This window comes from Streptomyces sp. NBC_00154 (assembly GCF_026342835.1).
Taxonomy (GTDB): domain Bacteria; phylum Actinomycetota; class Actinomycetes; order Streptomycetales; family Streptomycetaceae; genus Streptomyces.
In genome coordinates this window covers 2,127,978-2,150,958 of the sequence record NZ_JAPEMI010000001.1, presented here as the reverse complement: position 1 = coordinate 2,150,958, position 22,981 = coordinate 2,127,978, and the positions used below count along the sequence as shown (strand labels likewise).

Genomic DNA, 22,981 nt, shown 5'->3' with positions numbered 1-22,981 from the left:
GGAAACGGAGCGGGTGGCGTGCGCCTCGGCGTCCGCGTTCCGTGGACTGGACACCTTCACCGGCGAGGTGTTGAACGCTGGTGTGCTGGCAGGGCGGGTGGGCTGGCTGACTGCGCTGGTCGAGACCATGTGTACCGAGGTAACCCGCGAGCATTGGAATCGCCCCGATCTGACTCAACTCGCCCGTGGGCAGGATCTGTCGGGGGTGCGGTTGCCGTCGAATGCGTGGATGGCGCTGCGTGCGCTGGGCTGGCACGCGACGGCGCCGGAAGGCCTGTACGTGCCGGATCGGGTGCGGCGGATTGCCGAGGAGCAGGCCGGGCGGGTGCTACGTTCGGCGTGGTGGCGCACCCAGATGACTGACGCGGTGCTGGCGACCTGGCCGGCCGGTCCGGACCCGATGAGGCGCACCGATGCCGAGTGGGATGTACTGCGAGTGGCGTGTCCGGACGGCCAGGGTATTGCGGCGTCGGTCCTGCGGGCACGGACCCGGCAGATCACCGCCTTCCGCGCCCAGCATGGGTGTCTGCCCGCCGACATCTGTGAGCTGGAGGCGGCGCCGGGCGGCGGGTGGCAGGTGGTGCTGTCCGCTGCGGACAAGCAGCTGACCACCTTGGCCCGCTGCGAAGAGGACCCGGCCCGCTACGCGGTCCTGACCGTACGTCTGCCGGTGCGGCCCGATCCGCGCACCCGTGCTGACTGGCACCCGGTTCTGATCCGGTTCCGGCTGCCGCCCACCATCGATGTCACGGCCGCACTCCACATGCCGACCCTGCGCCTGCGCAACGGGCGCCTGCGCCTGGACGTCGCCCCCACGTCGGCTGCCCCCAAGACCCCGCGGGACGGGCACACGCGGGCAGTCGCCTTCGACTACGGACTGAACACCCTCCTTACCGGCGGGACATTGACCCTGAGCGGCGGTGTCCAGCCACCTGCAGCAGATCGCCCCGATGACGGCGGGACTCGCCATCCAGGCCACGGTCAATCTCGACGGCCTCCCCATCGGCCCGTGGGCGGGGCTGGGGGTACTCGCCGCCTGGGCGGTGGCAACGCTGCTGGGGGGCGGGCTGGTGCTGAGATCGCGGGACGCGTGAACGAGACCGGCAAATCAAGCCCGTCCGGCGATTGAGGACAAAGCGGTCCGGGGTGCCCCCGCTACGCCGGCTCGCGTGCCGCCGGGGCCCGGCGGCAGCGGCCGGCCGCTGCCGCGGCCAGTCGGCCCAGCGCCTCCTGCTTCCCGCAGGGATACGCGCCGAGTGCCGTCTGGTGCGCCACGATCCGTCGTTCCGCCCGCATCAGGCGCCATCCCCGCCGCAGCAGGAAGGGCACCGACTTCCGGCCCTCGCGCAGATCCCGCAGCAGCCGGCGGCGGAACGTCGTCGTCGGGCGGCCGCGCAGGCACAGGGCGTCCGCCAGGACACCCAGGTCCTGGCACCGCTCCACTATCTCCGCGGCGAAGATGCCCTCGGCCACGAACAGCGGCGTGCGCTCGATGTGGAGCGCCTCGCGGTCGACCCGGGAGCTGGTGGAGATGTCGTACACCGGGACGTTCGTACGTCCGGTGCGGCACAGCTCCGTGATGGCGGCGACCGCCGCGTCGGCGTCCCAGGACTGCGCGGAGTCCCAGTCGATGTCCGAACTGCCCGGGACCAGCGGCAGGGTGGGGTCGTTGCCCTCCTTGTAGAAGTCGTCCAGGCGCAGCACCGGAAGGTCGGTGCGTGCGGCGAGGGATGACTTGCCGGAGCCGGAGGGGCCCGCGAGCAGCACGACGCGGGTCGGGATCGGTTGGGGACTCACGGGACACCAGTGTGAGGCATTGACCCGCGCAGGGGACCCCCCGGTGCCCCTGTTGGTATCCAGCATCACAACTCAACTACGCTACGTACCCAGATGATTACTCGATCGGTTCGATCAGGTGGGAATTCCATGGCACGTCATGCACTTTCCAGGTCCCGGCGCCGTGTGCTGCTGCGCGCAGGTCTGACCGTCACCGCGGTGGGCGCCGCGCTCGGTGCGGGGGGTGCGGCGGCACAGGCGGCGCCGCTGCCCGTCGTGCCGGCCTCGGGCGCCGACAGCGGCCTCGGTGCGGTCGGCGATGCGGCCGGCGGCGCGACCGGGGCGCTCGGGCACGCGGTCTCGCCGGTCACGCAGCTGCAGCTCGACCCGCTGGCCGGGACGGGTGTGGACCCGCTGGCGAACGGGGTGGGCACGCAGGTCGCCGACTTCAAGCCGCTCTCCACGGGCGTCGCGACCGATCCGCTGACCAGGGGCGGCGCGCTGAAGGACCTGCCGGTGGTGGGGCAGGTCACGGGACTGCTGCACGGCTGATCCCGGACAGGGCTGCGGCCCGCCGCTCCGGAGTGTTCCGGAGTAGCGGGCCGCAGCCGTGTCGGTCAGTAGGAGGAACCCGAGACGCCGAGCGCGCCCGTGGGGTGCCAGACCGTCTTGGTCTCCAGGAAGGCCGTCAGGCGATGGGTGCCCGGGTCGGCCGACCAGTCCTCTCTGTCCACAGCCTGTGGACGAGCGGCGCCCTGCGCCTCCTTCTCGGGGCGGTGACGGGAGACGGGTGGGCGGAGAACTCGCTTCAGGTTGTCCGCCGCCGCGATCTCCAGTTCCTTCGCCAGTTCGGCGTCGGCGCCCGTGAGGTCGATCGCGTTGACGTCCTGGTGGGCCGCGAGCGGGGCCGCGAGCTCCGCCGTCTTCCCGGACAGGATGTTCACCACACCGCCCGGCAGGTCGGAGGTGGCCAGCACCTCGCCCAGGGACAGCGCCGGCAGCGGGGCGTCGGCGGACGCGATGACGACGGCCGTGTTGCCGGTCGCGATCACCGGGGCGACGACCGAGACCAGGCCCAGGAACGACGACTGCTGCGGGGCGACGACCGTGACCACACCGGTCGGCTCGGGCGTGGACAGGTTGAAGAACGGGCCCGCGACCGGGTTCGCCCCGCCCACGATCTGACCGATCTTGTCGGTCCACCCCGCGTACCAGACCCAGCGGTCGATGGCCGCGTCCACGACGGCCGTGGCCTTGGACTTCGACAGCCCCTCCGCGTCCGCCACTTCGCGTACGAACTGGCCCTTGCGGCCCTCCAGCATCTCCGCGATGCGGTAGAGGATCTGGCCGCGGTTGTACGCCGTCGCGCCCGACCATCCGCCGAACGCCTTGCGGGCGGCCACGACCGCGTCACGCGCGTCCTTGCGGGACGACTGCGGGGCGTTCGCCAGCCACTTGCCCTTGGAGTCCGTCACCTCGTACACCCGGCCGCTCTCGGAGCGGGGGAACTTGCCCCCGACGTACAGCTTGTAGGTCTTGAAGACGCTCAGTCGGTCACTGTGCTCAACTGCATTCATCAACGCTCGCCCTCCGGGCTCGACGGGGCGAGGTACGCCTCCAGGCCGTGACGGCCGCCTTCGCGGCCGAAGCCCGACTCCTTGTAGCCGCCGAACGGCGAGGTCGGGTCGAACTTGTTGAACGTGTTGGCCCAGACGACGCCCGCCCGGAGCTTGTTCGCCACCGCGAGGATGCGCGAGCCCTTCTCCGTCCAGATGCCGGCCGACAGGCCGTACTGGCTGTTGTTGGCCTTGGCGACCGCCTCGTCCGGCGTACGGAACGACAGGACGGACAGCACCGGGCCGAAGATCTCGTCGCGGGCGATGGTGTGCGCCTGGGTGACGTTCGTGAACAACGTCGGGGCGAACCAGTAGCCGGACGAAGGGAGTTCGCAGGGGGCGGACCAGCGTTCGGCGCCCTCCGCCTCGCCCGTCTCGACCAGCGCCGTGATCCGGGAGAGCTGCTCCTGGGAGTTGATCGCGCCGATGTCGGTGTTCTTGTCCAGCGGGTCGCCGAGGCGCAGCGTGGACAGCCGTCGCTTCAGGGAGTCCAGCAGCTCGTCCTGGATCGACTCCTGGACGAGGAGGCGCGAGCCCGCGCAGCAGACCTGGCCCTGGTTGAAGAAGATGCCGGTGACGATGCCCTCGACGGCCTGGTCGATCGGGGCGTCGTCGAAGACGATGTTCGCGCCCTTGCCGCCCAGCTCCAGGGTGACCTTCTTGTCCGTGCCCGCGACCTGGCGGGCGATGGCCTTGCCGACCGCGGTCGAGCCGGTGAAGGCGACCTTGTTGACGTCGGGGTGCTCGACGAGGGCCGCGCCCGCGTCCCCGTACCCGGTGAGGATGTTCACGACACCCTTCGGCAGGCCCGCCTGGCGGCAGATGTCCGCGAAGAACAGCGCGGAGAGCGGGGTCGTCTCGGCGGGCTTCAGGACCACCGTGTTGCCGGTGGCGAGCGCCGGAGCGATCTTCCAGGCCAGCATCAGCAGCGGGAAGTTCCACGGGATGACCTGGCCCGCGACGCCGAGCGGGCGGGGGTTCGGGCCGTAGCCGGCGTGGTCGAGCTTGTCGGCCCAGCCGGCGTAGTAGAAGAAGTGCGCCGCGACCAGCGGGAGGTCCGCGTCGCGGGTCTCCTTGATCGGCTTGCCGTTGTCGAGGGTTTCGAGAACGGCGAGCTCGCGGCTGCGCTCCTGGATGATCCGGGCGATCCGGAAGAGGTACTTGGCGCGCTCGGAGCCGGGCAGCGCCGACCACTTCTCGAACGCCTTGCGGGCCGCCTTAACGGCCCGGTCGACGTCCGCGGCGCCGGCCTGTGCGACCTCGGAGAGGACCTCCTCGGACGACGGGGAGATCGTCTTGAAGACCTTGCCGTCGGCCGCGTCGGTGAACTCGCCGTCGATGAACAGCCCGTACGAGGGAGCGATGTCGACGACCGACCGCGACTCGGGGGCGGGTGCGTACTCGAATGCAGATGCCATGGGGATCAGTCCACCGTCACGTAATCGGGGCCGGAGTAACGGCCGGTGCTGAGCTTCTGACGTTGCATCAGCAGATCGTTCAGCAGGCTGGAGGCGCCGAAGCGGAACCAGTGGTTGTCCAGCCAGTCCTCGCCGACGGTCTCGTTGACCAGGACGAGGAACTTGATCGCGTCCTTCGAGGTGCGGATGCCGCCGGCCGGCTTCACGCCGATCTGCACACCGGTCTGCTCCCGGAAGTCGCGCACGGCCTCCAGCATCAGCAGCGTGTTCGCGGGCGTGGCGTTCGTCCCGACCTTGCCGGTCGACGTCTTGATGAAGTCCGCGCCCGCCAGCATCCCGAGCCAGGAGGCGCGGCGGATGTTGTCGTACGTGGAGAGCTCGCCGGTCTCGAAGATGACCTTGAGGCGGGCGTCGGTGCCGTCGGCACGGGCGCACTCGGCCTTCACGGCGAGGATCTCCTCGTACACCTTGAGATAACGGCCGGAGAGGAACGCGCCCCGGTCGATCACCATGTCGATCTCGTCGGCCCCGGCGGCCACGGCGTCGCGGACATCCGCGAGCTTGATGTCGAGCGCGGCGCGCCCGGAGGGGAAGGCCGTCGCGACGGACGCCACCTTCACGCCGGAACCGGCCAGCGCGGTGACGGCCGTCGCCGCCATGTCGGGGTAGACGCAGACCGCGGCGGTGCGCGGGGTCGTGCGGTCGGTCGGGTCGGGGTTGACGGCCTTGGCGGCGAGAGCCCGGACCTTGCCCGGGGTGTCCGCGCCTTCCAGCGTCGTCAGGTCGATCATCGAGATGGCGAGGTCGATCGCGTACGCCTTGGCCGTCGTCTTGATCGAACGGGTGCCGAGGGACGCGGCGCGCGCTTCGAGGCCGACGGCGTCGACGCCGGGCAGCCCGTGCAGGAAGCGCCGCAGCGCGCTGTCGGACGCGGTCACGTCGGAGAGGGGGGTACCTCCCACGCGTTCGGCCGTGGTGGAGGGTGCAGTGGTGGGCATGGTCACCAGAGGAGCATATCTACGCGCGTAGCGGCCTGTACAGGGGGACCCGCATTCCGGGTTTGCGAGCGTGCCGGCCCGGTGGGTGGGTGGCCGCTCCGGCGGGCCCCTCGGGCATCAGGCAGAATCGGGCCCATGACGAGCCCCACGCCCCCAGCCGAGCCGACCTACGCCGACCGGACGTTCCGGTCGCCCGCCGGGCTGGTGGGCGGTGTGCTGCTGCTCCTGCTCGTCGGGTGGATCGGTGGCGACGCCGTGTTCCGGGGTGCCGGCCGGGTGCCGTGGCTGGCGCTCGCCGGGCTGCTGACGGTCGTGCCGCTGATCGTGGCGTTCACGCTGCGGCCGGTGGTGCTCGTGAACGCCCGGCGCATCCGGATCCGCAACCCGTTCCGTACGATCACGGCGCCGTGGACGGCGGTCGCGGATGTCCGGGCCGGGTACTCCAGTGAACTGTTCACGCAGGACGGCACGAAGTTCCAGCTGTGGGCGGTGCCGGTGTCGCTGCGGCAGCGGAAGAAGGCGGCGCGGCAGCAGACGCTGAAGGCGCAGGACGACCCGTACCGGCGGACGTCCGTGCACGCGGATGTGCGGGACACGAACGCACGGATCGCCGCGGCCGACCAGACGGTGCGGGATCTGCGGGAGATGGCCGAGCGGGCAGGGGACGGCGGCGCCGAGGGCGCCGGGACGGTTGTTGTCCGGTGGGCGTACGAGGTGATTGCGCCGGCGGTCGTGGGTGCGGTGGCACTGGTCGTGCTGTTCGCGGTGGCGTAGGCGGCCGGCACGGCCTGCGGCCGCGCTCCGTCCTTGTCGCCGGACCGACATTCCACGGATGGCGCCGGCCTGCCCCGCTTGTGGTGAGACCTTCGGGACGTCCCGCGCCGCCCTTCGCGACTACGGGACAGCCCTCAGGTGTGCGCGCCGTTCCGCGCCGGTCTGCGGCCCTCCCGTCGGGCGGCCGGTGTCGGGTCCTGTGCGGACCGGACACCGGCTTCACGTACCCGGTGAGTGAACGACGGCGGCCGGTCCCGCTCAGATCCCCGCGGCCGCCGACAGATCCCGCTTGATCCCGGCGAGCAGCTCGGCGCCCTTCGCACGGGCGGCAGGCAGTTCGTTCGCCGAACCGACCGGCACCACGACCTCCAGGTAGCACTTCAGCTTCGGCTCGGTGCCGCTCGGGCGGACGATCACCCGGGCACCGTCGAGGTGGTAGCGCAGCCCGTCGGTGGGCGGCAGCTGCTCCGTACCCTCCGACAGGTCCTCGGCCGAGGTGACGGCGAGGCCCGCGAGTGCGGTCGGCGGGGTGTCGCGCAGCCGCCGCATGGCGTCCGCGATGACGGACAGGTCCTCCACCCGGACCGACAGCTGGTCGGTGGCGTGCAGCCCGTGCTCGACCGCGATGTCGTCGAGGAGATCGAGGAGCGTACGGCCCTGCTCCTTGAGCACGGAGGCCAGCTCGGCGACGAGCAGGGCGGCCGTGATGCCGTCCTTGTCGCGAACGCCGTCGGGGTCGACGCAGTAGCCGAGCGCCTCCTCGTACCCGTACCGCAGGCCGTCGACGCGGGCGATCCACTTGAAGCCGGTCAGCGTCTCCTCGTAGCCGTTGCCCGCCTTCTCGGCGATCCGGCCGAGCAGCGACGACGACACGATGGACTCGGCGAAGACGCCGGTGGCACCCCGGGCGACCAGATGCGCGGCGAGCAGTGCGCCGACCTCGTCGCCGCGCAGCATGCGCCAGCCGCCGTCCGCCGTGGCGTCCGGCACGGCCACGGCGCAGCGGTCGGCGTCCGGGTCGTTGGCGATGACGATGTCCGGGTTCGCGCGCCGGGCGGTGGCGAAGGCGAGATCCATCGCGCCGGGCTCTTCCGGGTTGGGGAAGGCAACGGTGGGGAACGCCGGGTCGGGCTCGGCCTGTTCGGCGACCAGCACGGGCGTGGGGAACCCGGCGCGCGCGAAGGCGGCGGTCAGGACGGACGTGCCGACGCCGTGCATCGCCGTGTACACGACCTGGGCGGTCCGCGGTGACCCGGCCGTGTCCAGCACCGCGTCCGTACGGGCCAGATAGGCGTCCAGGACCTCGTCGCCGAGGATCTCCCAGCCGCTCTCCGGCCGGTCGACGCCGGCCAGCGGGCCGACCGCGGCGATCGCGTCGGCGATCTCGCCGTCCGCCGGGGGCACGATCTGCGAGCCGTCGCCGAGATAGACCTTGTAGCCGTTGTCACGCGGCGGGTTGTGACTGGCGGTCACCTCGACGCCGGCGACGGCACCCAGATGCCTTATGGCGTACGCCAGGACGGGGGTGGGCAGCGGGCGGGGGAGGACCGCCGCCCGCAGGCCTGCGCCCGTCATCACGGCCGCGGTGTCGCGGGCGAAGTCGGCGGACTTGTAGCGGGCGTCGTACCCGATGACAACCAGGCCGCCGGTCTGGCCCTGCGCCTTCAGATAGGCGGCGAGCCCGGCGGCGGCGCGGATGACGACGGACCGGTTCATCCGCATCGGTCCGGCCCCCAGCTCACCACGGAGCCCGGCGGTACCGAACTGCAGCGTGCCGGCGAACCGTGCGGCGAGCGCGTCGAAATCCTCGGCGTCGATGAGCTTGGCGAGCTCGTCGCGGGTCTCGGGGTCGGGGTCCTCGGCGAGCCAGGTCCTGGCCTGCGCGATGAGGTCCTGCTGCACGGTGTCCGCCTTTCGGGGAGGGGATGGTTTCTTCGGGGTGCGGGTCGGTGGGCCGCTGCGCGGGGCCTGTTCCCTCACCCGCCCCTTCCCGAAACCGGGGGCGCCGCCCCCGGACCCTCGCTCCTCGGAACACCGCTGCCGGGCAAAACTCTCAGCCCGTCCGGCGATCGAGGGGCCGGGGTCCGGGGCGGAGCCCCGGCCTCGGGAAGGGGCGGGTAGGGAAAACCGCCCGCCGCAGGAGCGGCGCCCGCTCAGATGCGGTCCAGCACCCGCGCCAGCAACGACCCCATCCGGGTCGCCGAGTCCCGCCCCGCCTGCAGTACCTCTTCATGGTTCAGCGGCTCGCCGCTCAACCCGGCAGCCAGATTCGTGACGAGCGAAATACCCAGCACCTCGGCCCCCGCCTCCCGCGCGGCGATCGCTTCGAGCACGGTCGACATGCCCACCAGGTCGCCGCCCATGACCCGCACCATGTTGATCTCGGCCGGAGTCTCGTAGTGCGGGCCGGGGAACTGCACGTACACGCCCTCTTCGAGCGTCTCGTCGATTTCCTTGCACAGCGCGCGCAGCCGTGGCGAGTACAGGTCGGTCAGGTCGACGAAGTTGGCGCCGATGATCGGCGAGGCCGCGGTCAGGTTGATGTGGTCGCTGATCAGGACCGGCTGCCCCGGGCGCATGCCCTCGCGCAGACCGCCGCAGCCGTTCGTCAGGACGATGGTCTTGCAGCCCGCGGCGACGGCGGTACGGACGCCGTGTGCGACGGCTGCGACGCCGCGGCCCTCGTAGAAGTGCGTGCGGCCGAGGAAGACCAGGGCCCGCTTCTCGCCGATCCGGTACGAGCGGATCGTGCCGCCGTGGCCCTCGACGGCCGGCGCCGGGAAGCCGGGCAGTTCGGTCACCGGGAACTCGGCCTCCGGCGTGCCGAGCGCGTCGCCCGCAGGTGCCCAGCCGGAACCCATCACGAGCGCGACGTCGTGGGTCTCGGCGCCGGTCAGCTCGCGCAGTCGGGCGGCGGCGTCGGCAGCGGCGGCGTGCGGGTCGCCCTGGATGTTGTCCGGAATAACAGATGCGTTCACGCGGATGAGCGTAACCGGTGAATCCCTACGCGCGTAGATGCCCATGCAGAGAGTCTGCACACGACTCTTCGTGCTTTCACACAAAAAGTGGGGGGTTGTGTGGCTCAGCAGGGGCGCTTGCGCAGCTCCATCACATAGTCGTGCGGCGCGCCCGCCGACTCGGCGGCGTCCGCCACCTCGCCCAGATACCGGGCGGACGGCAGCCCGCCCTCGTACGCGTTCAGCACGTACATCCAGGCCGGCTCCTCGCCGTCCAGGGTGTGCACCCGCACCCGCATCCGCCGGTAGATGTCGAGGCCGACACCCTCCCACCGGTCCATGGAGTCCTCGTCCATCGGCGCCAGGTCGTACAGCGCCACGAAGACCTGCGAACGCGGCGCCTCCACCACCGTGGCCAGCGCGCCTTCCCAGCCCATCTGCTCCCCGCCGAAGGTCAGCCGCCAGCCGTTGAGCCAGCCGGTGCCGCGCAGCGGGGAATGCGGTGCGCGGCGGGTCATCAGCCGCGCGTCGAGGTTGCCGGCGTACGCGGCGTAGAGCGACATGGGATCGAGGGTACGGGAGGCGGCCCGGCGAGCGGCGATTCCTGTGACGAAGTCCCCGGCGAGGGTTCTGCCGGGGACCGGGCCGAGGGCTCCGCCGACGGCTCGTCCGGGGGCCGCTCTCCCGTATGGAGGGCCCCGGGGCGAAGCATCTTGGCGCGTGCGGGACAATGGAGTACGTACTGCATTCCCCCGGGGTGATCCCCCGGACCCCCGGCCGGGGCGGCAGACGGCCGCGGGATGACATACGCGAGGCGGACTTTTCGTGACCCGGATCGTGATCATCGGCGGCGGACCCGGCGGGTACGAGGCGGCATTGGTGGGCGCCCAGCTCGGCGCGGAGGTGACCGTCGTCGACTGCGACGGCCTCGGCGGCGCGTCGGTACTCACCGACTGCGTGCCCTCGAAGACCCTGATCGCGACGGCAGAGGTGATGACCACCTTCGACTCTTCGTACGAGGAGTTGGGCATTATCGTCGCCGACGACACGCCGCACATCGAGCAGGCGGCGCGGGTGGTCGGCGTGGACCTCGGCAAGGTCAACCGACGCGTGAAGCGCCTGGCGCTCGCTCAGTCCCACGACATCACCGCCTCCGTCACCCGTGCGGGTGCACGCGTGATGCGCGGCCGGGGCAGGCTGGAAGGCCTCCAGGCCGCCGACGGCTCCCGCAAGGTCGTGGTGACCGCGGCCGACGGCACGGAGGAGACGCTCACCGCCGACGCCGTACTGATCGCGACCGGCGGCCACCCCCGGGAGATCCCGGACGCGCTCCCCGACGGCGAGCGCATTCTGAACTGGACCCAGGTCTACGACCTCGACGAGCTCCCCGAGGAGCTCATCGTGGTCGGCTCCGGTGTGACCGGTGCCGAGTTCGCCGGCGCCTACCAGGCGCTGGGCTCGCGCGTCACCCTCGTCTCGTCCCGCGACCGGGTGCTGCCCGGCGAGGACCCGGACGCGGCCGCCGTGCTGGAGGACGTCTTCCGGCGCCGCGGCATGAACGTCATGGCCCGCTCGCGCGCCCAGGCGGCGAAGAGGGTCGGCGACCGGGTCGAGGTCACGCTCTCCGACGGCCGCGTGATCACCGGTTCGCACTGTCTGATGGCGGTCGGCGCGATCCCGAACAGCGCGGGCATGGGTCTGGAGGAGGCCGGGGTCCGGCTCAAGGAGTCCGGCCACATCTGGACCGACAAGGTCTCCCGCACCAGCGCCCCCGGCGTGTACGCGGCCGGTGACGTCACCGGCATCTTCGCGCTCGCCTCGGTCGCCGCGATGCAGGGCCGGATCGCGATGTACCACTTCCTCGGTGACGCGGTCGCCCCGCTGAACCTGAAGACGGTCTCCTCGAACGTCTTCACCGACCCGGAGATCGCCACCGTCGGCTACAGCCAGGCGGACGTCGACTCGGGCGCGATCGACGCGCGCGTGGTGAAGCTGCCGCTGCTGCGCAACCCGCGCGCCAAGATGCAGGGCATCCGGGACGGTTTCGTCAAGATTCTCTGCCGGCCCGGCACCGGCATCGTGGTCGGCGGCTGTGTCGTCGCACCGCGGGCCAGTGAGCTGATCCACCCCATCTCGATCGCGGTCGACAACAATCTGACGGTGGAACAGATCGCAAACGCCTTCACTGTGTATCCGTCCCTGTCGGGATCGATCGCGGAAGTGGCACGTCAGTTGCACACCCGGAAGCGCGCCGGCGAGGCCTAGAAAACCCGGCATTCCCCGGCAACTCCCGGCAAGTCAGGCGGGTGGGATGCCGGCGTCCGGTCAGTAGGGAACAACAACGGGGCCGCCTATACCACTTGGCGGCCCCTTGTATGTACAACTTCTGTTTTTCGGCGCAAACTGCTGAAAACCCTCGCTCGGTCGCGTTACTGTCAGTTTCGTGTTCGCTGCAGAACGTCGTCAGTTGATCCTCGAAATGGTGCGCGCCAACGGGGCAGTATCGCTCCGCGAGCTCGCCCGCGTCGTCCAGACCTCCGAAGTGACCGTACGGCGGGACGTGCGGGCACTGGAGGCAGAAGGACTCCTCGACCGCCGGCATGGCGGTGCGGTACTGCCGGGCGGTTTTACGCGGGAGTCCGGCTTTCCGCAGAAATCCCATCTCGCCACCGCCGAGAAGACGGCCATCGCCGACCTGGCCGCGGGCCTGGTCGAAGAGGGCGAGGCCATCGTCGTCGGTGCCGGCACGACCACGCAGGAGCTGGCCCGTCGGCTCGCGCGGATCCCCGGCCTGACCGTCGTCACCAACTCACTGCTGGTCGCCCAGGCGTTGGCCCATGCCAACCGGGTGGAAGTGGTGATGACCGGTGGCACCCTGCGCGGCTCCAACTACGCCCTGGTGGGCAGTGGTGCGGAACAGTCGCTCCAGGGCCTGCGGGTGTCGCGCGCGTTCCTGTCCGGGAGCGGGCTCACCGCAGAGCGAGGGCTGTCCACGTCCAACATGCTCTCGGCGAGCGTGGACCGGGCGTTGGTGCAGGCCGCCGCGGAGGTGGTGGTCCTCGCGGACCACACCAAACTCGGCTCCGACACCATGTTCCAGACGGTGCCGACGGACCTGATCACCCGCCTGGTGACGGACGAACCCGCGGGCCATGACGATCGGGCCGCCACCGAACTACAGGCCTTGGCGGATCAGGGTGTGCAGATCGCGGTGGCCGGTGGGGGGACCGGCCCCGCCGGGGCGGACTCCCTGTCTCCGGGTCGTCCGGCGCGCCGGGACATGCCGCTTCCCGGGCAGCGTCGCACGCACGGCGGACCCGGTCCGCAACTGCGCAGTGCGGCCGCGTCCTTGACGGACCAGCCCCCGGGCGACCGCGCCCGCGTGGCGGACCTGCGCCGCCGCTGAGGGTTGTCCCGTAGGTGCGGTGGCCGTCGTCGTGCGCCCGCCAGGGATTACGGGACAGCCCTTGGGTCTTCGAGGGTCCGGGGGCGCAGCCCCCGGCTTCGGCCCGCCTCAGCCTCCGGTCGCCCGCGGTCCCTTCAGCCCCTGCAGCGTCAGCGTCAGCAGGCGGCCCGCCAACGCCGGGTCCTCCGGCGCCTGCTCCGCCGCCAACGCAATCGCATTCGTCAGCTGCATCAAGTCACCGATCGACACATCCGCCCGCACCGTGCCACTCGCCTGCGCCCGGGCCAGCAGCCGTGCCCCTGCCTCGCGCAGCGGCACATTGCAGTCGGACAGCGCCGAAGTCTCGTCCCGCGACGTCGACATGAGCGCCTGCGCCAGCCCCCGGTACTCACCCGCATGAGTGATGATCGCACCCAGCCACTCCACCAGACCGCCGCACGGATTCTCCGCCTCCGCCAACTCGTGGGAGCGGGTGAGGAGTGAGCCCAGGGCCTCCTGGAAGACCGCGCTCATCAGCGCGTGCCGGTTCGGGAAGTGCCGGTACAGCGTGCCGATCCCCACGCCCGCCCGGCGCGCGATGTCCTCCAGCGACGCGTCCGTACCGTGTTCCGCGAACGCCGTACGGGCTTCGCCGAGCAGCCGGTCGTAGTTGCGGCGCGCGTCGGCGCGCATGGGCCGGCCCGGCGTCTGTGCCGTGCTCATCGCCATTGCGCAGTCCTCCTTTTTCCGCCCCCGGGTCCAGGATGCCATCGCGCAACCGGAGGACCTCGCCTCCTGCCGGGCCGCCGAACGGCCGAGGCCCCTGCGGAGTCGGTGGTACGACTCCGCAGGGGCCTCGCCGGAACACTTCGTGCGCGATCAGTCCTTGATCTCGCAGATGACGGCGCCCGACGAGATCGAGCTGCCGACCTCGGCGGCGAGTCCCTTCACCGTGCCGGCGCGGTGTGCGTTGAGAGGCTGTTCCATCTTCATGGCCTCCAGGACGACGATCAGGTCGCCTTCCTGGACCTCCTGGCCCTCCTCGACGGCGATCTTGACGATCGTGCCCTGCATCGGGGACGCGAGGGTGTCGCCGGAGACCGCGGAGCCGGTCTTCTTCGCCGCGCGCCGCTTGGGCTTGGCGCCCGCCGCGAGTCCGGTACGGGCCAGGCTCATGCCCAGCGACGACGGCAGGGAGACCTCGAGACGCTTTCCGCCGACCTCGACGACGACCGTCTCACGGCCGGTCTCTTCCTCGGCCTCCACGTCGGCGGGGGCGGCGAAGGGCTTGATCTCGTTGACGAACTCGGTCTCGATCCAGCGGGTGTGGATGCGGAACGGGTCGCTGGTGAACGCCGGGTCGGCGACGACCGCACGGTGGAACGGGATCGCGGTGGCCATGCCCTCGACGTTGAACTCGGCCAGCGCACGCGCCGCCCGCTGCAACGCCTGCTCACGGGTCGCACCGGTCACGATGAGCTTCGCCAGCAGCGAGTCCCACGCCGGGCCGATCACCGAACCTGACTCGACGCCCGCGTCGAGGCGGACACCGGGGCCGGTCGGCGGGGCGAACACGGTCACCGTGCCCGGGGCGGGCAGGAACCCGCGGCCCGGGTCCTCACCGTTGATCCGGAACTCGAACGAGTGCCCGCGTACCGCCGGGTCGTCGTAACCGAGCTTCTCGCCGTCCGCGATCCGGAACATCTCACGGACCAGGTCGAGGCCCGTGACCTCCTCGGTCACCGGGTGCTCGACCTGCAGACGGGTGTTGACCTCCAGGAACGAGATCGTGCCGTCCACACCGACCAGGAACTCCACGGTGCCCGCACCGACGTATCCGGCCTCCTTCAGGATGGCCTTCGACGCCGCGTACAGCTCCGCGTTCTGCGCCTCCGACAGGAACGGCGCAGGGGCCTCCTCGACCAGCTTCTGGTGGCGGCGCTGCAGCGAGCAGTCACGGGTGGAGACGACCACCACGTTGCCGTGGGAGTCGGCCAGGCACTGTGTCTCCACATGCCGCGGCTTGTCGAGGTAGCGCTCCACGAAGCACTCCCCGCGGCCGAACGCCGCGACGGCCTCACGGACCGCGGAGTCGTACAGCTCCGGGATCTCCTCCAGCGTCCGCGCGACCTTCAGCCCGCGACCGCCACCACCGAACGCGGCCTTGATCGCGATCGGCAGCCCGTGCTCCTTCGCGAACTCCACGACCTCCGCCGAACCCGACACCGGGTCCGGGGTCCCGGCGACCAGCGGGGCACCGGCGCGCTGCGCGATGTGCCGCGCGGCCACCTTGTCACCCAGATCGCGGATCGCCTGCGGCGGCGGACCGATCCACGTCAGTCCCGCGTCCAGCACCGCCTGGGCGAACTCGGCGTTCTCCGACAGGAACCCGTAACCCGGGTGGATCGCGTCGGCCCCCGAGTCCTTGGCCGCCTGCAGCACCTTCGCCATGTCCAGATAACTGGCGGCCGGGGTGTCACCGCCCAGAGCGAATGCCTCGTCGGCCGCACGCACATGCAGAGCGTCCCGGTCCGGGTCCGCGTAGACGGCCACGCTCCCGATCCCGGCATCCCGGCACGCCCGAGCAACACGGACAGCAATTTCGCCACGGTTGGCGATGAGCACCTTGCGCACGATGGCTCCCTCCTTGAAACAAGCTGAGTTTAGGGACTACCGACACGGCCTTACGACCCGTCCCCATTGGTGAGCTTGCCCACACGGAGCGTGATTCGAGGCTTGCTCGAGGCGCGAAATCCCTTGTGGCACCACGGTACGCCGGGATTCATGACCGCACAGTAGCCACGAGGTGTGGTCCAGGTCTCTGTTCGATCGAGGGGTGGCTCCCGGCGTTTCTTTGTGGAGTACCTACTAACGAGCGCGTGTTTCTTTGCCCGACGCACGAGGGGCGTGACAAGCGCGGTGCGTAAACACTGCGTGCGGAGGGCATGGGGGCGAGTGGGACGAGTGAACGTGGTCGGAACCCTTGTCCGAATGATTACCCGTTAGTAGGGTCCGCGCTACCGCACTTACTACAGGTAACAAGGGGTGAGCGCCGTGGTGCGCAGACCGGTGGCGTTCGTGGCCGCGATCGTGCTGTTCGGGGAGGCCGCGGGCATGGTGCTCGTCAACGGCATCCTGGCCACGGTCGTGGACAACCAGGAGATGTCACTCGCCGGGCTGGATCCGGCCGCCATGTCCGCCGGGGCGTGGGTGATGGGCGGTGTCGCCGGGCTGTACCTGGTGCTGTGCGGCCTGGTCCTGCTGCTGACCGGCATCCGCGACCGGGCTCCCGGGCGTGTCGGCCGGGCCGCCCTGATCAGCTGCGCCGTGGTGCACGGGGTGCTGGGCGCGCTGACGGTGGGCCTGATCGGCTGGGCCGCGTTCGTGTTCATGATGGTCGTGCTCGGACTGATCGTGCTCACGCTGGTCGCGTACGGCAACGGGAGCGGAACCAGTAGCCCGAACGAGAAGGGTGGCGGTGGCGAAGAGAGTGCTCCGGCGCCCGCGTAACCCGTTCGTGGGAATCAGACCCACAAGTCGGTGACGGAGAATCCCAGTTCGCCGAGGAGCCGGCGCAGGAGCGGCAGCGAGAGCCCTATGACGTTTCCGTGGTCGCCCTCGATGGAGTCGACGAACGGGGCCGAGCGGCCGTCCAGGGTGAAGGCGCCCGCGACATGGAGGGGCTCGCCCGAGGCGACGTAGGCGGCGATCTCGGCGTCCGTCGGTTCGCCGAAACGGACGACGGTGGACGCGGTCGCGGAGGCCGTGCGCCCGGTCACGGTGTCGATCAGGCTGTGGCCGGTCTGCAGGATGCCGGCCCGGCCGCGCATGGACTTCCAGCGGGCGGTGGCCTCCTCGCTGTCGGCCGGCTTGCCGAGCGCCTCGCCGTCGAGTTCCAGGACCGAGTCGCATCCGATGACCAGGGCACCCGCGACCGCGGGGCGGACGGCCACGACGGCGGCCTTGGCCTCGGCGAGCACCAGCGCCAGCTCGGCCGGTGTGGGGGCGGACAGCGCGTCCTCGTCCACACCGCTGACGATCGCCTCCGGCGCGAACCCGGCTTGGCGCAGCAGGCTGAGGCGGGCGGGTGAGGCGGAGGCGAGTACGAGACGGCGCTGATCAGTCATACCGGCCATCGTAGAAGGGCCCGGCGCGCCGGGGGACCACGCGTCCGCAGCACGGGCGGGTGCCGGGGAGCGCCTCAGCGTGTGCCCAGCACGAGCATCGCGACCACCATGGCGAGCGCAAGCACCAGCCACACGCGCCGCATCATGTCCTGGGCGTCGCGCAGCTCTTTGGGGGGCTTGTTCTCGGGATCGGACCACAGCATGGTCCCGATCCTGCTGCGGCCGCCGCCACGGCGCCTGAGTACGGGTACTCAGCCGCTCTGATGCGTACGGACCGGGCCGCTGTGCGGCGGCACGGCGGAGGCCCGGACCCGCCAGGGGGTCCGGGCCTCCGAGGACGCCGTGCGAACGGACGGCCGGGCCGCCGGGCGCTATACGGGCCAGTACGTCCGTGCCCAGGCCCGTGGGCCCGGTCGAGGCCGGTCCCGCCGGGCGATTCGGCCCGGGTCGGACCACTGCTCGGGCAACGCCGGCGCGCCGGACGACACAGCGGCCGCCGCCGCGGCGCGCGCCTGGACCACCGCCAGCGCGGCAGCCAGCTCCTCCGGGGTCGGGTTGCCCCGTACGACCTTGATCATGGCCAGGACCCTTTCTAGAGGGGGATGTTGCCGTGCTTCTTCGGCGGCAGTGATTCCCGCTTCGTGCGCAGCTGACGCAGGCCCTTCACCACGTGCGCCCGGGTGTCGGACGGCATGATGACCGCGTCGACGTAGCCGCGCTCGGCCGCCACGTACGGGTTGAGCAGCGTGTCCTCGTAGTCGGCGATCAGCTCGGCGCGGGTCGCCTCTGCCTCGTCGGGGTCCGTGACGGCCGCGATGGTGCGGCGGTGCAGGATGTTCACCGCACCCTGCGCGCCCATCACGGCGATCTGGGCGGTCGGCCAGGCGACATTGATGTCCGCGCCCAGGTGTTTGGAGCCCATGACGTCGTACGCGCCGCCGAACGCCTTGCGGGTGATCACCGTGATCAGCGGGACGGTCGCCTCCGCGTACGCGTAGATCAGCTTGGCGCCGCGGCGGATGATGCCGCCGTACTCCTGGTCGACGCCGGGCAGGAAGCCGGGTACGTCGACGAAGGTCAGCACCGGCACGTTGAAGGCGTCGCAGGTGCGGACGAAGCGTGCGGCCTTCTCGCTGGCGTTGATGTCCAGACAGCCCGCGAACTGCATCGGCTGGTTGGCGACGATGCCGACGGGGTAGCCCTCGACACGCCCGAAGCCGGTGATGATGTTCGGCGCGAACAGGGCCTGCGTCTCCAGGAACTCGCCGTCGTCGAGCACATGCTCGATCGCGGTGTGCATGTCGTACGGCTGGTTCGCCGAGTCCGGGATGAGGGTGTCGAGCTCACGGTCCTCGTCGGTCGTCGCGAGATCCGCCTCCTCCGGGAAGGCGGGCGCCTCGGAGAGGTTGTTCGACGGGAGGTACGACAGCAGCGACTTGACGTACTCGATGGCGTCCTTCTCGTCGCCCGCCATGTGATGCGCCACACCTGAAGTGGTGTTGTGCGTGCGGGCTCCGCCCAGCTCCTCGAAGCCGACGTCCTCCCCGGTGACGGTCTTGATGACGTCCGGGCCCGTGATGAACATGTGCGAGGTCTGGTCGACCATGACCGTGAAGTCGGTGATCGCGGGGGAGTAGACCGCGCCGCCTGCGCACGGTCCGACGATCAGCGAGATCTGCGGGACGACACCCGAGGCGTGCACATTGCGGCGGAAGATCTCGGCGAACAGTCCGAGCGCCGCCACACCCTCCTGGATGCGGGCGCCGCCGCCGTCGTTGATGCCGATGACCGGGCAGCCGGTCTTCAGCGCGAAGTCCATCACCTTGACGATTTTCTCACCGTAGACCTCGCCGAGCGAGCCGCCGAAGATGGTGAAGTCCTGCGAGTACACGCAGACGGGGCGGCCGTCGACCGTCCCGTAGCCGGTGACGACACCGTCTCCGTACGGGCGGTTCTTCTCGATGCCGAAGTTGGTGGAACGGTGCCGGGCGAACTCGTCGAGCTCCACGAAGGAACCCTCGTCGAGCAGGAGATCGACCCGCTCTCGGGCGGTCAACTTGCCCTTGGCGTGCTGCTTTTCGACTGCGCGTGCGGAACCGGCGTGCGTGGCCTCGTCGATACGGCGCTGCAGGTCCGCGATCTTGCCCGCGGTGGTGTGGATGTCGATCTCTTCCGGCTCGGACATCGGGTGGCGGCTCCCTGCCTGGTCACGGGGACGGCTGACTGGTGGGTTCTACGGCTGCGTGCGAGGCCGCGTGCGCGACGACGACCGGTCCGGCAGCTGCCGATCAGGTTCTGAATGGCTACTGATCCGTAGCGTATCGGCGCGGATACCGTTCGGCAGTGCGTCGTTTGCCACACCTAGGGTGGCTTGCATGACACCTTCGGATGCGTCACCGAACCGCTGGTCGGACCTGGACCGGCCGCCCCTGAACGTCCCCGCGCTGCGCCGCGGGCTGCTGCGGCCGGGCGGGCTGTGGACCTCGCTCGACGTCGTGAACGTCACCGGGTCCACCAACACGGACCTCGCGGCGCGGGCGGCGGAGCTGACCGAGGGCACGGTTCTGGTCGCCGAGGAACAGACTGCGGGCCGCGGCCGCCTCGACCGGACCTGGACTGCGCCCGCCCGCTCGGGCCTGTTCTTCTCCGTCTATCTGACCCCCGGCGACGACGTGCCGGTCCACCGGTGGGGCTGGCTGCCGCTGCTCGCCGGGGTCGCGACCGCGACCGGGCTGGCGCGGGCCGCGGGCGTCGACACGGCACTGAAGTGGCCCAACGACCTGCTGGTCACCGTGGAGGGCGAGGAACGCAAGACGGGCGGCATCCTCGCCGAGCGAGCCGGGGACGGCGTCGTCATCGGCATCGGCCTCAACGTCACCCTCCGCGCGACCGAACTGCCCGCCCCGACGGCGGCCTCGCTCGCCCTGGCCGGTGCGGTCTCCACCGACCGGGAGACGCTGCTGCGCGGCGTACTGCGCTCGCTGGACCACTGGTACGTCGAGTGGCGCGCGGCCGGCGGGGACGCGGCGCAGAGCGGTCTGCAGGCGGCGTACGCGGCGGGTTGCGCGACGCTGGGCAGGACGGTACGGGCCCAGTTGCCCGGCGACCGTTCACTCGTCGGCGAGGCGGTGGCGATCGACGGTGACGGCCGCCTGATCCTGTCCACCGCCGACGGCCTGCAGGAGGTGTCGGCGGGCGACATCGTGCATCTACGGGACGCGGAAGGCGGCCTCACCTAAGAACCACGCCCGGGCGCCCGCCTCGCCACTGAACGTTTCCCGGGTGCGCTCAGCCCAGCACCCGCGGAAACCCCCAGGGGCGTACGCCCCGTGTACCCGGCCCGCGCCCCGGCTGTTCCCCGGGCACTCGGATCCCCGCCCCGTGGAAGCCCCCCACGGGCCCTGCGCCCGCGTGCCGGGCCCGCGCCCCGGCTTCCCCGGGTGCTCAGGTCTCTGCCCCGCGGAAGCCCCCCACAGGCCCTGCGCCCCGCGTACCGGGCCCGTACCCGGCTGTTCCCCTGGCACTCAGGTGCCCGCCCCGTGGAAGCCCCCACGGCCCTGTGCCCCGCGTACCGGGCCCGCGCCCCGGCCGTTTCCCCGGGTTGCTCGTCCCCGTCCCGTGAATGCCCCCCACAGGCCCTGTGCCCCGCGTACCGGGCCCGTACCCGGCTGTTCCCCGGGTGCTCTCGGCCCTTCACCCCGTGGAAACCACCCACCGAAGAGCACCCCCCACGGCCCCTGCCCCCGGCCGACCCCGTACCGGGGTGCCCTAAGGACGTGAGGTAGCGCACATCTGCCGTATCGTTGAGGCGATCCACCGACAGATCGGCAGGGCAGTGCGCAGGGAACGGGCAGGAGGCGGCTGGTGACCGTCGACGACACGACCTCCGGCGCGGGCGCGGAGCCCCCACCGGAACCCTCGGTCCACGCGACACCGCATCACGAAGTCGACCACACGGCCGAACCGACCGACGATCCCCTCGCGATCCGGCTGGAACAGCTGATCCTGGGCGCCGAGCGTCGCTATACCGCGTTCCAGGCGGCCCGTACCGCCGGAGTCTCGATGGACCTGGCATCCCGGTTCTGGCGCGCCATGGGGTTCGCCGACATCGGGCAGGCCAAGGCGCTCACCGAGGCGGACGTGCTGGCGCTTCGGCGGCTCGCGGGCCTCGTCGAGGCCGGGCTGCTCAGCGAGCCGATGGCGGTGCAGGTCGCCCGGTCCACCGGGCAGACCACCGCCCGGCTGGCGGAGTGGCAGATCGATTCCTTCCTGGAGGGTCTGACCGAGCCGCCCGAGCCCGGCATGACCCGCACCGAGGTCACGTACCCGCTGGTCGAGCTGCTCCTGCCCGAGCTGGAGGAGTTCCTCATCTACGTCTGGCGGCGCCAGCTCGCCGCCGCGACCGGCCGCGTCGTGCAGGCCGCGGACGACGACGAGATGGTCGACCGCAGGCTCGCCGTCGGCTTCGCGGACCTGGTCGGTTTCACCCGGCTCACCCGCCGGCTGGAGGAGGAGGAGCTCGGCGAGCTCGTCGAGGCGTTCGAGACGACCTCCGCCGACCTGGTCGCCGCGCACGGCGGCCGGCTCATCAAGACCCTCGGCGACGAGGTTCTCTTCGCCGCCGACGACGCGGGCACGGCGGCCGAGATCGCGCTTCGCCTGATAGAGGCGATGACCCAGGACGAGACGATGCCGGCGTTGCGGGTCGGTATCGCGTTCGGCACCGTCACGACCCGGATGGGCGATGTCTTCGGTACGACGGTGAACCTCGCCAGCCGGCTCACGTCGATAGCGCCGAAGGACGCCGTACTGGTGGACGGCGCTTTGGCCGAGGAGCTGACGCGTACGGGCGACGCCCCGGCCTCCGAGGCGCAGGCGGCGGAGGAGGCCGCGGCGGCCGAGAAGGAGCGCGCGGAGGGTGTGGAGCCGCTGGCCGTGCCGAAGTACCGGTACGGGCTGCAGCCGATGTGGCAGCGGCCGGTGCGCGGACTCGGCGTGGTGGAACCGTGGCTGCTGGCACGACGAGGCACCTCCTGACGCCTGTTCCCGTCCGGGGCGCGGCCTAGGATCCTCCGGTAACGCTCGTTAACCGGAGGGGTGCAGCCATGACCGTCACGTCCGAGCAGCGGTTCGGGGAGTTCGTCGTCGTACGGGTCCATGAGGGCCAGGAGCACGTTGCCGAACTGGTCCTGGACCGGCCCAAGGCCATGAACGCCGTGTCCACGGACATGGCCCGATCGATCGGCGCCGCCTGCGCCGCGCTCGCCGCCGACCAGGGCGTACGGGTCACCGTCCTCACCTCCAGCCACGAGCGCGCCTTCTGCGTGGGCGCGGACCTCAAGGAGCGGAACTCGTTCACCGACGCCGAGCTGGTCCGCCAGCGGCCCACCGCCCGCGCCGCCTACACCGGCGTGCTCGACCTGCCGATGCCGACGGTGGCCGCCGTGCACGGGTTCGCACTCGGCGGCGGCTTCGAGCTGGCGCTGTCCTGCGATCTGATCGTCGCCGACCGTACGGCCGTGGTGGGCCTGCCCGAGGTCTCGGTCGGTGTCATCCCGGGCGGCGGCGGTACGCAGTTGCTGCCGCGCCGGATCGGTGCGGCACGCGCTGCCGAGCTGGTCTTCACCGCCCGGCGGGTGGAGGCGGCCGAGGCGCGGGAGTTGGGTCTGGTCGACGAACTGGTGGAGGCGGGGCAGGACCGGGTGCAGGCGCTGGCGCTCGCCGGGCGGATCGCCGCCAACTCGCCGGTGGGCCTGCGCGCCGCGAAGCGTGCGCTGCGGCTCGGGCACGGGCTCGATCTGCGGGCCGGTCTGGAGGTGGAGGACGCGGCCTGGCGGTCGGTGGCCTTCTCCGGGGACCGGGCGGAGGGCGTGGCCGCGTTCAACGAGAAGCGGAAGCCGAACTGGCCCGGAGAGTAACGGTGCGTTACC

The 22,981-nt window shown here is 71.2% G+C and carries 22 protein-coding genes; 9 read left to right on the top strand and 13 right to left on the bottom strand.

All coding sequences use genetic code 11. The annotated features are described in order from the left end of the window. Positions 1-13: 13 nt before the first annotated feature. Positions 14-1,129: a hypothetical protein gene (locus OHA03_RS47800; RefSeq protein ID WP_323181185.1), complete on the top strand. Its 1,116-nt coding sequence runs from the start codon at positions 14-16 to the stop codon at positions 1,127-1,129. Positions 1,130-1,155: 26 nt separating this feature from the next. On the opposite strand, the gene OHA03_RS09405 is transcribed toward OHA03_RS47800, so the two are convergent. Continuing rightward, a complete protein-coding gene (locus OHA03_RS09405; protein ID WP_267002679.1) occupies positions 1,156-1,863 on the bottom strand; it encodes a uridine kinase in 708 nt (235 codons plus the stop codon). Positions 1,864-1,926: 63 nt separating this feature from the next. On the opposite strand from OHA03_RS09405, the gene OHA03_RS09400 reads away from it, so the two are divergent. Continuing rightward, positions 1,927-2,328 carry a hypothetical protein gene (locus tag OHA03_RS09400; RefSeq protein WP_267002677.1) on the top strand — a complete coding sequence of 134 codons (402 nt, stop codon included), beginning with the start codon at positions 1,927-1,929 and terminating at the stop codon, positions 2,326-2,328. A gap of 65 nt (positions 2,329-2,393) precedes the next feature. On the opposite strand, the gene OHA03_RS09395 is transcribed toward OHA03_RS09400, so the two are convergent. From OHA03_RS09395 to deoC, 3 genes are read right to left on the bottom strand one after another with little or no spacing between them, the layout of a single operon-like run. Continuing rightward, positions 2,394-3,353 (bottom strand): aldehyde dehydrogenase family protein, encoded by a 960-nt coding sequence (locus OHA03_RS09395; RefSeq protein WP_267002675.1) that lies wholly within the window; start codon positions 3,351-3,353, stop codon positions 2,394-2,396. Further along, entirely contained in the window at positions 3,353-4,810 is a 1,458-nt protein-coding gene (locus tag OHA03_RS09390) for an aldehyde dehydrogenase family protein (RefSeq protein WP_267002673.1), read from the bottom strand. The genes OHA03_RS09395 and OHA03_RS09390 overlap by 1 nt, the downstream gene beginning before the upstream one ends. Before the next feature lie 5 nt (positions 4,811-4,815). Further along, positions 4,816-5,808 (bottom strand): deoxyribose-phosphate aldolase, encoded by a 993-nt coding sequence (gene deoC / locus OHA03_RS09385; protein WP_267007986.1) that lies wholly within the window; start codon positions 5,806-5,808, stop codon positions 4,816-4,818. A gap of 135 nt (positions 5,809-5,943) precedes the next feature. Here deoC and OHA03_RS09380 point away from each other — a divergent pair, with 135 nt between their 5' ends. After that, on the top strand, positions 5,944-6,582 hold the full coding sequence (locus OHA03_RS09380; RefSeq protein WP_267002671.1) for a PH domain-containing protein: 639 nt from the start codon (positions 5,944-5,946) through the stop codon (positions 6,580-6,582). A gap of 258 nt (positions 6,583-6,840) precedes the next feature. Here OHA03_RS09380 and OHA03_RS09375 read toward each other — a convergent pair whose 3' ends face one another. The 3 genes from OHA03_RS09375 to OHA03_RS09365 all read right to left on the bottom strand — a co-directional run bounded on the left by OHA03_RS09375 (position 6,841) and on the right by OHA03_RS09365 (position 10,102). Next, entirely contained in the window at positions 6,841-8,484 is a 1,644-nt protein-coding gene (locus OHA03_RS09375; RefSeq protein WP_267002668.1) for a phospho-sugar mutase, read from the bottom strand. Between the two features lie 251 nt (positions 8,485-8,735). Beyond that, the gene (locus tag OHA03_RS09370; protein WP_267002666.1) at positions 8,736-9,560 is read right to left on the bottom strand and encodes a purine-nucleoside phosphorylase; all 825 of its coding nucleotides are present in this window, start codon (positions 9,558-9,560) and stop codon (positions 8,736-8,738) included. A 104-nt stretch (positions 9,561-9,664) separates the two neighbouring features. After that, positions 9,665-10,102, bottom strand: a complete 438-nt coding sequence (locus tag OHA03_RS09365; protein WP_267002664.1) for a gamma-glutamylcyclotransferase — start codon at positions 10,100-10,102, stop codon at positions 9,665-9,667. Positions 10,103-10,364: 262 nt separating this feature from the next. On the opposite strand from OHA03_RS09365, the gene OHA03_RS09360 reads away from it, so the two are divergent. Further along, a complete protein-coding gene (locus OHA03_RS09360; RefSeq protein ID WP_267002662.1) occupies positions 10,365-11,804 on the top strand; it encodes an NAD(P)H-quinone dehydrogenase in 1,440 nt (479 codons plus the stop codon). Between the two features lie 178 nt (positions 11,805-11,982). Continuing rightward, entirely contained in the window at positions 11,983-12,945 is a 963-nt protein-coding gene (locus OHA03_RS09355) for a DeoR/GlpR family DNA-binding transcription regulator (RefSeq protein ID WP_267002660.1), read from the top strand. A 108-nt stretch (positions 12,946-13,053) separates the two neighbouring features. Here the strand turns inward: OHA03_RS09355 and OHA03_RS09350 are convergent, their stop codons facing one another. Together OHA03_RS09350 and OHA03_RS09345 are read right to left on the bottom strand one after the other, a co-directional pair. Continuing rightward, positions 13,054-13,653, bottom strand: coding sequence for a TetR/AcrR family transcriptional regulator (locus OHA03_RS09350; RefSeq protein WP_267002658.1), 600 nt, complete (start codon positions 13,651-13,653; stop codon positions 13,054-13,056). Positions 13,654-13,803: 150 nt separating this feature from the next. After that, positions 13,804-15,558 (bottom strand): biotin carboxylase N-terminal domain-containing protein, encoded by a 1,755-nt coding sequence (locus tag OHA03_RS09345; RefSeq protein ID WP_267002656.1) that lies wholly within the window; start codon positions 15,556-15,558, stop codon positions 13,804-13,806. A gap of 411 nt (positions 15,559-15,969) precedes the next feature. Between OHA03_RS09345 and OHA03_RS09340 the strand changes: the two genes are divergently transcribed. Continuing rightward, positions 15,970-16,434 carry a hypothetical protein gene (locus OHA03_RS09340; RefSeq protein WP_267002654.1) on the top strand — a complete coding sequence of 155 codons (465 nt, stop codon included), beginning with the start codon at positions 15,970-15,972 and terminating at the stop codon, positions 16,432-16,434. A 14-nt stretch (positions 16,435-16,448) separates the two neighbouring features. Here OHA03_RS09340 and OHA03_RS09335 read toward each other — a convergent pair whose 3' ends face one another. From OHA03_RS09335 to OHA03_RS09320, 4 genes are all read right to left on the bottom strand, one after another. Continuing rightward, complete coding sequence (locus tag OHA03_RS09335; RefSeq protein ID WP_267002652.1) at positions 16,449-17,060, bottom strand: nucleoside triphosphate pyrophosphatase; 612 nt, start codon at positions 17,058-17,060, stop codon at positions 16,449-16,451. Between the two features lie 65 nt (positions 17,061-17,125). After that, positions 17,126-17,254, bottom strand: coding sequence for a morphogenic membrane protein MmpB (mmpB, locus tag OHA03_RS09330; RefSeq protein WP_267002650.1), 129 nt, complete (start codon positions 17,252-17,254; stop codon positions 17,126-17,128). 168 nt (positions 17,255-17,422) lie between these two features. Continuing rightward, positions 17,423-17,629, bottom strand: coding sequence for an acyl-CoA carboxylase epsilon subunit (locus OHA03_RS09325; RefSeq protein ID WP_267002648.1), 207 nt, complete (start codon positions 17,627-17,629; stop codon positions 17,423-17,425). 14 nt (positions 17,630-17,643) lie between these two features. Next, the gene (locus tag OHA03_RS09320; protein WP_267002646.1) at positions 17,644-19,236 is read right to left on the bottom strand and encodes an acyl-CoA carboxylase subunit beta; all 1,593 of its coding nucleotides are present in this window, start codon (positions 19,234-19,236) and stop codon (positions 17,644-17,646) included. A 190-nt stretch (positions 19,237-19,426) separates the two neighbouring features. On the opposite strand from OHA03_RS09320, the gene OHA03_RS09315 reads away from it, so the two are divergent. From OHA03_RS09315 to OHA03_RS09305, 3 genes are all read left to right on the top strand, one after another. After that, the gene (locus OHA03_RS09315) at positions 19,427-20,290 is read left to right on the top strand and encodes a biotin--[acetyl-CoA-carboxylase] ligase (protein ID WP_267002644.1); all 864 of its coding nucleotides are present in this window, start codon (positions 19,427-19,429) and stop codon (positions 20,288-20,290) included. A gap of 625 nt (positions 20,291-20,915) precedes the next feature. After that, positions 20,916-22,088: an adenylate/guanylate cyclase domain-containing protein gene (locus OHA03_RS09310; RefSeq protein WP_267002642.1), complete on the top strand. Its 1,173-nt coding sequence runs from the start codon at positions 20,916-20,918 to the stop codon at positions 22,086-22,088. 68 nt (positions 22,089-22,156) lie between these two features. Beyond that, on the top strand, positions 22,157-22,969 hold the full coding sequence (locus OHA03_RS09305) for an enoyl-CoA hydratase/isomerase family protein (protein WP_267002640.1): 813 nt from the start codon (positions 22,157-22,159) through the stop codon (positions 22,967-22,969). The last annotated feature ends 12 nt before the right edge of the window (positions 22,970-22,981 follow it).